Source organism: Imhoffiella purpurea, assembly GCF_000585215.1.
Classification (GTDB): domain Bacteria; phylum Pseudomonadota; class Gammaproteobacteria; order Chromatiales; family Chromatiaceae; genus Imhoffiella; species Imhoffiella purpurea.
This window is the reverse complement of sequence record NZ_AONC01000098.1, coordinates 1-9,089: the sequence shown is the minus strand read 5'-3', so window position 1 is coordinate 9,089 and position 9,089 is coordinate 1. Positions and strand designations below refer to the sequence as shown.

The following is a 9,089-nucleotide window of genomic DNA, read 5'->3' as shown; positions in this document are numbered from 1 at the left end:
GAGCCGGTCCTGCTGGCGCGGAGAACGGGGGGCTTGGTGGTGGCGGGGCCGGATCGGGTCGCGGCGGGGCGTCTGGCGCTCGAATCGGAGGACTGCGATATCCTCATCAGCGACGACGGTCTGCAGCACTATCGATTGCAGCGGGATCTGGAGGTGGTGCTGGTGGACGCCGAGCGCGGTTTCGGCAACGGGCGCTGTCTGCCCTCGGGGCCGCTGCGCGAGCCGACCGGACGGCTGGAGAGCGTCGATCTGGTGATCTACAAGGCCGCGGCCGAGGCGCCCGAGCCCGCCATGCGTCTGGTGCCGGGCGAGCTGGTCAGCCTCGGGCATCCCGAGTCGACCCGGCCGCTCTCGGCCCTGGCCGGGGTGCGGGTGTGCGCTGTCGCCGGGATCGGCAATCCGGGTCCCTTCTTCGCCTCGCTGCGTGAGGCCGGGCTCGATCCGACCGAGCGGCCATATCCGGATCACCACGACTTTTCGGCGGAGGAGGTGGCCGCATGGCCCCATCTTCCCGTGATCATGACCGAGAAGGACGCCGTCAAGTGCGCCCCCTATGCCCGGGGCGACCACTGGTACCTGCCGGTGGAGGCGGAGCTGGACGCGTCGCTTCTCGATGACCTCTTATCCAAACTGGCAGGACCGACCCATGGCTAATGGTTTCAAGGTTGTCATCCCGGCACGCTACGGATCCACCCGTCTCCCCGGGAAGCCGCTGCTCGATATCAATGGCAAGCCGATGATCCAGCACGTCGTCGAGCGCGCGCTGGAGAGCGTGGCCGAGGAGGTCGTGGTCGCGACCGACGATCAGCGGATCGCCGATGTCTGCGCCCCGCTGGGCGTCCGTGCGATCCTGACCCAGCAGCATCACCGCACCGGGACCGATCGGGTCGCCGAGGTCATCGCCCGCTGTGGCTGGAGCGACGATACGGTGGTGGTGAATCTGCAGGGTGACGAGCCCTGCATGCCGGCCGCGCTGCTCGATCAGGTGGCCGGCAATCTGGCCGCGCTCGACCGGACCGGCATGGCGACCCTGGCCTGCCCGATCCGCGATGGCGCCGAGCTGTTCGATCCCCACGTGGTCAAGGTCGTGACCAACGCCGCCGGATTCGCGCTCTATTTTTCGCGGGCGCCCATTCCCTGGCATCGCGACGAATTCCTCGGCAAGACCGCCGCGCTGCCGTCCTCGTTCGGCTTTCTGCGTCACATCGGTCTCTATGCCTATCGTGCAGCCTTCCTCAAGCGCTACGTCGAGATGGATGCGGCGCCGTTGGAGTTGGCCGAGTCGCTCGAGCAACTGCGCGTGCTCTGGCACGGAGAGCGCATCCATGTGGGGCTCGCGGTCGAGCAGCCTGGGCCGGGCGTGGACACCCGGGACGACCTGTCGCGCGTCGCGGCGATTCTGAGCAAGATCTGATCCGGCGTTGGCCCGGCGACCGGGCAAAAAAAGCCCCGCTGACGCGGGGCTAATCACCACTGAGGAGGTCAGAGAACGGAACAAAAAGCATGAGAACGATGTTTCGCCAAAAATTAAGCATAGAACGTGCCAGTTTGATGGGAAACCTCCTCTGTTCCTTTATCAATAACTTAAATGCAGTCTCCTTCGAGCATGTATTGAGCCCTCCCTCTTCTTCGCACGATGAGGACGCGTATGGGGGCCTCGTTGCACAAGAGTAGTGCGGAAAGGTGACGCTGGGATGCTTGATGTGTCTTATCCGCAACGCATCCCTTCGAGATATTCCCGATTCGCCGAACCGAAGGCTTACGCCGGGCGCTGTGCGGCGATGCGCACCTCGGAACCTCGAGTGCGATCTGGACGACTGGATTCAGTGCGGCGTCATGACCGTCCTGGAAGCCGCCGATCGCGCTACATAAGCGACGACGCCACCTCTTGTCGCACCCAGAACTGATACATCCCGGCAAAGGTCTTCGGGTGTTCCTGTTCGAACTGGTGCCAATGTTCCAGATCGGTCGCCGAGGGATCGTCCGGAAAGCGCTCGGCATAGCGCGCCATGACGCGCTGATCGAGGATGAATCCCACCAGACTCAGGTCCAGTTCCTGCAGCGTCTCGCCGAGTCGAGGCAGCGTGAAGCGCTGTTCGCTGACATGGAAGAGCAGATCGCGGCAACCACTGAGGCTGTAGAAATCGGCACTGTGGGTCAGGTGCCAATAGTCCGGCTCATCGCGCTGCTGGAGCAGTCGTTGCCGCAAGGCGCGTATTCCGGATGCCGTCGGCTGCCGGCCTTCGCGCGCGATCTGCTCGCGCGCCCTGACCACGGCGTGGCGCGCTCGTTCGCTATAGAGTCCGATCGACATGAAGCCGCCCGGACGCAGACGCGCGAGCAGCATCTTCCAGCCTGCGACGGGGTCGTGCAGATGATGCAACACGCCTACCGATTCGATCAGGTCGAAGGATTCGTCGAGTGCGTCCAGCCGCAGAATGTCGGCCTGGACGTACCTGACGTTCGTCACGCCCAGCTCGCGCGTCTTGCGCTCTGCGTAGGCGAGGCTGGTCAGCGACAGATCGACGGCCAGAATCCGCGCCTCGGGATAGCGCCGAGCGACATCGAGCGAATGCAGCCCGGTGCCGCAACCGGCCACCAGGATCGATACCTTTTCGTTCTGTTCGATCGGCGACCGAAGGCGTGCGTTGGGGAATTGCTGGCGGATATAGGCGGCGATGGTCGGGGCCGGCGTGACGATCCCGGTCCGCGTCCAGCGCGGATAGGGATGCTCCTCGTATTGCGCCCGCACCTCGACCGAGACGGAATCGGCGATCGCGGTCAGACAGGGAATGTAACGGCGATATTCCGTCTCCAGCAGCGGTTCGCGCACCTGTTCGATCAGCACGCTCGCGACCGGCTCGGACCAGTCGCGCTCCAGCAGCCTGGCCGGCTCCGGCAGCGTCAGCAGCGGTCGGTAGGCCGCCAGCGCCAGCAGATAGGGCTCTGCGATCGGTGCCTGTTGGCCCAGCATCGGCGACAGCGCCCCGTGCAGCGTCTCGACGTGTGCCGTTTCCGGTTCGCTCTCCGCCCAGGCGTGATCATTGAGATGGCATTGCCGCGCCAGCGCCGCCTGCAGACGCAGCGCCGTCGCGTCGAACAGCCGCATTGCACCGTTCAGCCACACCGCCTCCAGCAATGCGCGCCGAACTTGGGTCAACAGCCGCTCCAAATCAGCATCGGCGATCGGGCAGGCTTGCAGTAGACCCATCAGCAGCGCGTCGTCCGCCAGCTTGACCAGTCCGGTCGTGCCGAACAGATCCGCCGCCGTCAGCGCCGCATCCCGATCGAGACGGGCGATCCTGGGCGCGATGAGCGGATTCAGACGGATGAAATCGATGCATGTGGCCATGAGCTCATGCGGACGGCACCAGGATTCGCGCAGCGCCTGAACGAGCCGCGCGCGAATATCCGGGCGATCCTGCGTGAAACTCAGCCGCTTGAGACAATGCGCATACTGGCTCTTGGCCAGGGGGCAGGCGGGTTTCAGGTCGAGGGCGCGGCCATAGTGCGCCAGCGACTCCTCGAAGCGCCCCAGGTCGCTCAGTACCGCCCCCAGGTTGTGGTGCGCCTCGGCGAAATCGGGCTTGAGTTCGATGGCGCGCGCGTACGCCGCAAGCGCCGCGTCCACACGTCCGAGCGCCTTGAGCGCATGACCCTGATCGTTATGGGCGCTGGCCGAATCCGGCCGCAAGATCAGCGCCTTGTCGAGACACTTCAGCGCCTCGTCGGCTCGCCCGAGTTGCACCAGGAGATTGCCGCGATTGACGAGCGCGCTGCCGTAATCCGGGCGCAGACTCAGGGCGCGCTCGACCGACTCCAGGGCGGCATCGAGCTGCCCCAGATCCTGGAGCGTCTTGCCCAGGCTGTTGAGCGATTCGCTGTCGTGCGGATTGAGCTTGATCGCCTGCCGCAGCACGGGCAGCGCCTCGCGCTGACGATCGGAGGCCAGCAGGATCGTCCCCAGCGCCTTCCAGCCAAAGGGGGCTTCAGGGTAGCGTTGAGTGAAATCGCGCGCTATCGTCTCGCCCTCGCTCAGACGCCCGGCGTCGAACAGCGCCACCAGGGCGTCCTGTTCGGACCGGGAGGGCAGGGGCGCGATAGCCGTGGCGCGCGTTTCGCGATGCTTCCGAACCCTCGGCCTGGGTGTGCGGGTGTTCTTGCGCATGGTCGGTGAGAACGCAACAGTTGACGAGGGATCCAAGCATTCTAGCCGTGATCGCGGCCTTACCCTAGAATCCAGGCAATTCCCATCGTCGAACACCCGGCGAATCCATGCCATGGTCGTGCGATCGGGCCGGTCACAGGCTCTGTCGAACAGATGCAACATGCGCAGTCAGCACGCTCCTCCGCTCGGGAGCCGGTCCGCAACCGGCTCCGTCAGGCACTATCAACGAGAGCCGGATCGCCCGGTCGGTGCGCCTGACCGTCGGGCAGGTCGAGGTGCTGCGCTGAATCGAGCCGGGGACGGGATGCGTCATCACACATTCAAAGAGGTTGGTTCCAAATGAGTGAGGTCAGGGTGAAAGTCCTCTTCGTCTGCATGGGCAACATCTGCAGGTCTCCGACGGCTCACGGCGTTTTCAGGAAGCTGGTCGTGGATGCCGGGTTGTCTCGTCTCATCGAGATCGACTCGGCCGGGACCCACGCCTATCATCTGGGCGAGACGCCGGATCGGCGGGCGCGTGAAACGGCGCTTACGCGCGGGATCGATATCGGCGATCTGCGTGCCAGACGCGCCATCGCCGAGGACTTTCACCGCTTCGACTACATCCTGGCGATGGATCGGGACAACTATGAGTGTCTGGCCGAGATCTGTCCGGCCGGGATGGAGCCGAAGCTGAGGCTATTCCTGGACTTCGCGCCCGATCTGTCGGTGCGCGAGGTGCCGGATCCCTATTACGGGGGTCAGAGGGGCTTCGAACGGGTGTTCGACATGGTGGAGTTGGCCGCGCAGGGGCTCCTGGCGGACGTGACCAGCCGGTATCTCTGATCGCCTTCGGCGTCCACCGCCCCATAGTCGGCATGGATCGGGAAGCGCCGGAGGTCCTCCTCCAGATCCTCGGCCAGTCTCAGACGGATGTCGTAGGGATGGATACCGATCCGGATCCAGCCGGCCGTCTTGGCGCGGTGCCGGTTGATGCGGTTCCATAGACGCAGGGCCGGTGTGCGCGATCCCGTGTCCGCCTCGTAGCCGAGCAGGGGCATGGGGTGCAGCCGGCCGGTCTGGGCCGAGAGGATGCCCGAGAAGAGTTCGTATTGCAGGAACGGCAGGTCGGCGAGCGCGCTGCGTTCGATCCGTCCCATTGCCCAGGCGGGCGGGACGTAGAGCGACGGCGATTGCAGCCCCTGCTCCCCGAACCAGGCGTGACAGCGCTTCATGAGGGCGACGATGCCCTTGGCATCCAGCGCCATGTGCTCCGCGACCTGGCGCGAGATGAGGGCGGCATGGATGCGGTGACGCAGTCCGCCGATATGGCTGGCCCGATGTCTCCAGCCGTGTCCTGCCAGCACGTAGCCGCGCCGCTCGAAATCGTGCAGGACGTCGATCGCGGGCGGGGTCCAGTCCGCTCCGGGCACCACGAGCAGGGTCGCGGCGCTGATGCGCGCGGCGGCGAGTCGTTGCAGGACGGTCTGGACGGATTCGAGCGTCTCGGGCATGACGTCGTGCACCGAGACGAGGGCGCGGATGCTGTCAGTGTTTTCCATCGACGGTGCTTGCATGATCGCCTGCGAGCAAGGCCAGCCAGTGTCGCAGGTTGCGCTGGTTGATGATGGCGGCGGCCTCGCGGGCGCCCTCGGTCGTGCGCTGGCGGACGGCCGGGTCGAGCTGGCGCAGCCGCAGCAGTGCGTCGGCCAGGTGTTCGTCGTCGCCCACGGTGAAGATTCCGCGCGAGAGGATGTCCCAGCTGAGGATGCCGCAGGCCGCCGACACGATGACGGGACGAGCACGCGCCATGGCCTCGAGCGCGATGGTGCCGAAGGATTCCACCCGGGACGGCAGGACCAGTGCATCGACGCTGTCGATCAGACGCAGGATCTGATTGCGTTTCAGCCAGCCGACGAGCTTCAGATTCGGCACCTCGCGCGCCTCTTCCTCCAGCCAGTCGCGCAGCGGGCCGTCGCCCGCCACCACGAATTCGAGATCGGGCAGGCGTCGCGCGGCCTCCACGACCGCCTCCAGGTTCTTCTCCGGGGCCAGGCGGCCGGCGAAGAGCACCCGCTCGATCTGGGGCCGCGTGGGGGTGGGCGGGAGGTCGAGAAAGCGCTTGGCGATAGGGGTCGCCATCAAGGTCGCACGCTTGGCGCCGATGGCGCGCGCGACCTCGACCATCTCGGTCGAGTTGGCCAGCACGACCTGGCTGTTGCGAAAAAGCATCCGATGACAGCTGCGCAGATAGGCGTTGGCGACGCGGCTGCGCCAGCCCCAATCCTTGAACAGATCCGTCAGGGCCTCGAAATGGGTGTGGAAGCCGACGACCAGATGCACGCCGAGGCGGCCCGCCAGGTGCATGCCGAGCATGCCATAGGGTCCGGGCGTGGGCACCACGATCACGTTGGGACGCAGACGCTTGAGCCGCTTGTCGATCAGCGACCAGGAGGGCACCAGGATCCTCTGGGTCGGGTCGCCAGGGAGCGGCAGACGCAGGCCGCCGTGCCAGCGGCCGTAACGGAAGCGCGGCGCGACCAGGGCCACCTTGGCGCCGTTGGCGCGCAGATGGTCGGCGAGGTCTCGATAGTAGGCGCCGACGCCGTTGCGCTCCGGGGCGGCGTCCGAGAGGATGGCGACCCTCAGGTCCCGGATCGCGATATCGCTCTCGGCTGGGGCGCGCGCGCGGGTCAGCATGTCGATGCTGTCTCTGGGGCGAGCGCTCCAGTGTTCGAGGGCCTGTTCGAATCGGCCGCTCGGCGGGCGGTGCCCGGCACGACGGATCTCGCGGCGAGTCGGCGATACAGGGGGCCGAGCTCTTCGGCGATCCGCTGCGGCGCGGGACCGAAGGTCTCCAGCCTGTATGAGTGATTGCTGCGGTACTCCCGAGCCTGAGTCGCCTGATGCTGCAGACTGTCTCGGTAGGCCGTGGTCATCTCCAACCCCATGCATTCGTACATGCGTTCGATCGCGTTCGGCAGGTCGGTTTTCAATGCCTGCATGGTAACCCAAACGCAGCGGCTTTCGGGGGCCTCGGCGAAGACACGGTCGAGATTCCGGTAGTAGAAGCCCAGCTGCTCGGTCAGGCGCGCGTTCAGCGAGGGTGAGACCGCGTGCGCGTCGAAAAGTGCGGCGCCCGAGGCGATGGAGCTGAGCTGGGAGGGCAGGGTGCGCTCGGGTTCGCGCAGGCAGAGGATGAAGCGGGCGTCCGCGAACTCTTCCTTCAGGCTGCCCGCGAGGGGGGCGAAGGCGGCGTTCTTGGACAGCAGGCGCCGTTCGGGGCCGTGGACGTAGAGATGTCTCTGGAGACAGCGCCGGTAGAACCGGATCAGACGCTCGCGCTCGCGCGGCGGCATGTCGCGGTCGAAGGTCCCCATCCGCCACAGGAACTCGGAATTGGGAAAGGGCAGGATGAGGATGAAGCATGCCAGCACCGGCATGAGGGCGAAATAGTCCTCTTCCGGATCGCTCAGACGCATGCTGTGGACATCCTCCAGGCCGCCGAAGAGATGACCCTCGAACCAGTCCAGGAGTCTCTTGCCGAATCCCCCGAGCCTGGCGTCCAGCCGACCGATGCCGAGCCAGAAGCGGCGTGCCGTGACCGAGAGCGCGAACAGACACTCCCAGGTGGAGAAGGTGGTGTAACGCGCGTCCTCGGCCAGGACTCGGTGCAGATGCGTGGTGCCGCTGCGCGGGACGCCGAGCACGAAGAGCGGCTCGCGGATATCGACCCGGCGGTAGCCCGGAAACAGGATCTCGTCGAGCAGGAATCCGATCCAGTGGATGCACTGTACCAGGGCGAACAGCGGGATGAAGGCCGACATCAGCAGAATACGCCGAAGGCCGGGGCGCGGCTGGCCCCTGGGGGGAATCAGGGTGCGATAGCTCAGGTGCAGAAAGCGGGCCGTGCTGGCGAGGAATAGCTGCAGCATCATGGCTGTGTCTCGATTCGGCTGGATCGGGCCCGACCTCGGCGGCCGGGCCCTGAGTGCGTGTTCGCGCGGCTAGGCGCGTCTCGAGAGAGGGGCGGCGGTCAGGGGGTGTTCGTCACCTGACCCTCTTCACGCGGTGTCGCGGCGGCTTGCGGTGCCGGCTCGCCGTCGGTCTGTGCCGGCCTCGGTTCCGGCGGCTCGCTCTTGGCGGCCGGCTTGGGCTCCTCCGCGATCACCGGGGTTGCGGTCGTGGGCGCCGGCAGCATGGCCTGCGGCTCGGTGGGTTTCTCCCTAGGCTCGGGTTTGGGCTCGGGCGGTGGATCGTCGCTTCGAACCGCCTGAACGGGTTCGGGCGACGCGGCTGGCTGCTCGCTGGCGGCCGCCGGCGGTTCGGCCGGCTTGGCCTGGGCATCCTTGTCGGCAGTCGTCTCCGGGACGTCCTGGTCGGAGTCGCCCTGGTCGGCGCTCTCCTGGTTCGACCCGGATGGGTCGTTCGAGGCGCTGGAGGATGAGCGGCGACGGTTGCGTCCGCCGCGCCGCCGCCGCGAGGAGCGGGGGCGCTCTCCGTCCGACTGGCCGCTGTCGGCGTCCGCTTCGGTGTCGGTGGATCGGCTCTTGTCCGCGACCTCCTGATCGTCGGACGGATCCCAGGCGTCTGGACCATTGACCTCCTCGGAGTCCCGGGGCCAATCGGTCTCCCTGTCCTCGGCCTGATTGCGGTCGGACTGAGACGCTGCGGGGGCCTCGCGTTTCTGACCGCGGGCGCGGCCGTTCTCGTCCGCGGCCTTGGATCCGTTGCTGCGCGCCTCGGAGCCCGATCCGCCACGACGTCCGCGACCGCGCGATCCGCGCCGCGAACGATTGGTCCGCGGCTGTTCCTCGGTCTCGCCCGAATCGTCCTGATCGTCGCGCGCTTGCGTGTCCTGGGAGCGGCGGGCGGACTCGGTGGCGCCGGATTCGTTGCGTGCCGAGCCGTTGCGTGCCGAGCCGTTGCGCGTTCGATCCTC

The 9,089-nt window shown here is 66.6% G+C and carries 7 protein-coding genes and 1 pseudogene; 3 read left to right on the top strand and 5 right to left on the bottom strand.

Annotated features, from left to right (window positions below; genetic code table 11):
• The coding region (gene lpxK / locus D779_RS20445) for a tetraacyldisaccharide 4'-kinase (RefSeq protein ID WP_043758210.1) at nt 1-654 on the top strand (654 nt) is incomplete at its 5' end.
• A complete protein-coding gene (kdsB, locus tag D779_RS20440; RefSeq protein ID WP_043758206.1) occupies nt 647-1,414 on the top strand; it encodes a 3-deoxy-manno-octulosonate cytidylyltransferase in 768 nt (255 codons plus the stop codon). The genes lpxK and kdsB, both read left to right, overlap by 8 nt.
• A gap of 450 nt (nt 1,415-1,864) precedes the next feature.
• On the opposite strand, the gene D779_RS20435 is transcribed toward kdsB, so the two are convergent.
• The gene (locus D779_RS20435) at nt 1,865-4,168 is read right to left on the bottom strand and encodes a tetratricopeptide repeat protein (protein ID WP_043758204.1); all 2,304 of its coding nucleotides are present in this window, start codon (nt 4,166-4,168) and stop codon (nt 1,865-1,867) included.
• A 339-nt stretch (nt 4,169-4,507) separates the two neighbouring features.
• On the opposite strand from D779_RS20435, the gene D779_RS20430 reads away from it, so the two are divergent.
• Nucleotides 4,508-4,993 carry a low molecular weight protein-tyrosine-phosphatase gene (locus D779_RS20430; protein WP_043758201.1) on the top strand — a complete coding sequence of 162 codons (486 nt, stop codon included), beginning with the start codon at nt 4,508-4,510 and terminating at the stop codon, nt 4,991-4,993.
• Here D779_RS20430 and D779_RS20425 read toward each other — a convergent pair.
• From D779_RS20425 to D779_RS20410, 4 genes and pseudogenes are all read right to left on the bottom strand, one after another.
• Complete coding sequence (locus tag D779_RS20425; RefSeq protein ID WP_043758199.1) at nt 4,909-5,709, bottom strand: polysaccharide deacetylase family protein; 801 nt, start codon at nt 5,707-5,709, stop codon at nt 4,909-4,911. The two genes, D779_RS20430 and D779_RS20425, sit on opposite strands and share 85 nt — an antisense overlap.
• Nucleotides 5,696-6,847 carry a glycosyltransferase gene (locus D779_RS20420; RefSeq protein WP_052348335.1) on the bottom strand — a complete coding sequence of 384 codons (1,152 nt, stop codon included), beginning with the start codon at nt 6,845-6,847 and terminating at the stop codon, nt 5,696-5,698. Before D779_RS20420 ends, D779_RS20425 begins: the two co-directional genes overlap by 14 nt.
• Nucleotides 6,841-8,085, bottom strand: coding sequence for a sulfotransferase (locus D779_RS20415; RefSeq protein ID WP_043758197.1), 1,245 nt, complete (start codon nt 8,083-8,085; stop codon nt 6,841-6,843). The genes D779_RS20420 and D779_RS20415 overlap by 7 nt, the downstream gene beginning before the upstream one ends.
• A gap of 98 nt (nt 8,086-8,183) precedes the next feature.
• Nucleotides 8,184-9,089: pseudogene (locus D779_RS20410) on the bottom strand (hypothetical protein); the annotation flags it as partial.

What these genes read in the sequence shown, in the direction of transcription:
- kdsB (WP_043758206.1), top strand. Translation starts at nt 647, where the DNA reads ATGGCTAATGGTTTCAAGGTTGTCATCCCGGCACGCTACGGATCCACC.
- D779_RS20435 (WP_043758204.1), bottom strand. Translation starts at nt 4,168, where the DNA reads ATGCGCAAGAACACCCGCACACCCAGGCCGAGGGTTCGGAAGCATCGC.
- D779_RS20430 (WP_043758201.1), top strand. Translation starts at nt 4,508, where the DNA reads ATGAGTGAGGTCAGGGTGAAAGTCCTCTTCGTCTGCATGGGCAACATC.
- D779_RS20425 (WP_043758199.1), bottom strand. Translation starts at nt 5,709, where the DNA reads ATGGAAAACACTGACAGCATCCGCGCCCTCGTCTCGGTGCACGACGTC.
- D779_RS20420 (WP_052348335.1), bottom strand. Translation starts at nt 6,847, where the DNA reads ATGCTGACCCGCGCGCGCGCCCCAGCCGAGAGCGATATCGCGATCCGG.
- D779_RS20415 (WP_043758197.1), bottom strand. Translation starts at nt 8,085, where the DNA reads ATGATGCTGCAGCTATTCCTCGCCAGCACGGCCCGCTTTCTGCACCTG.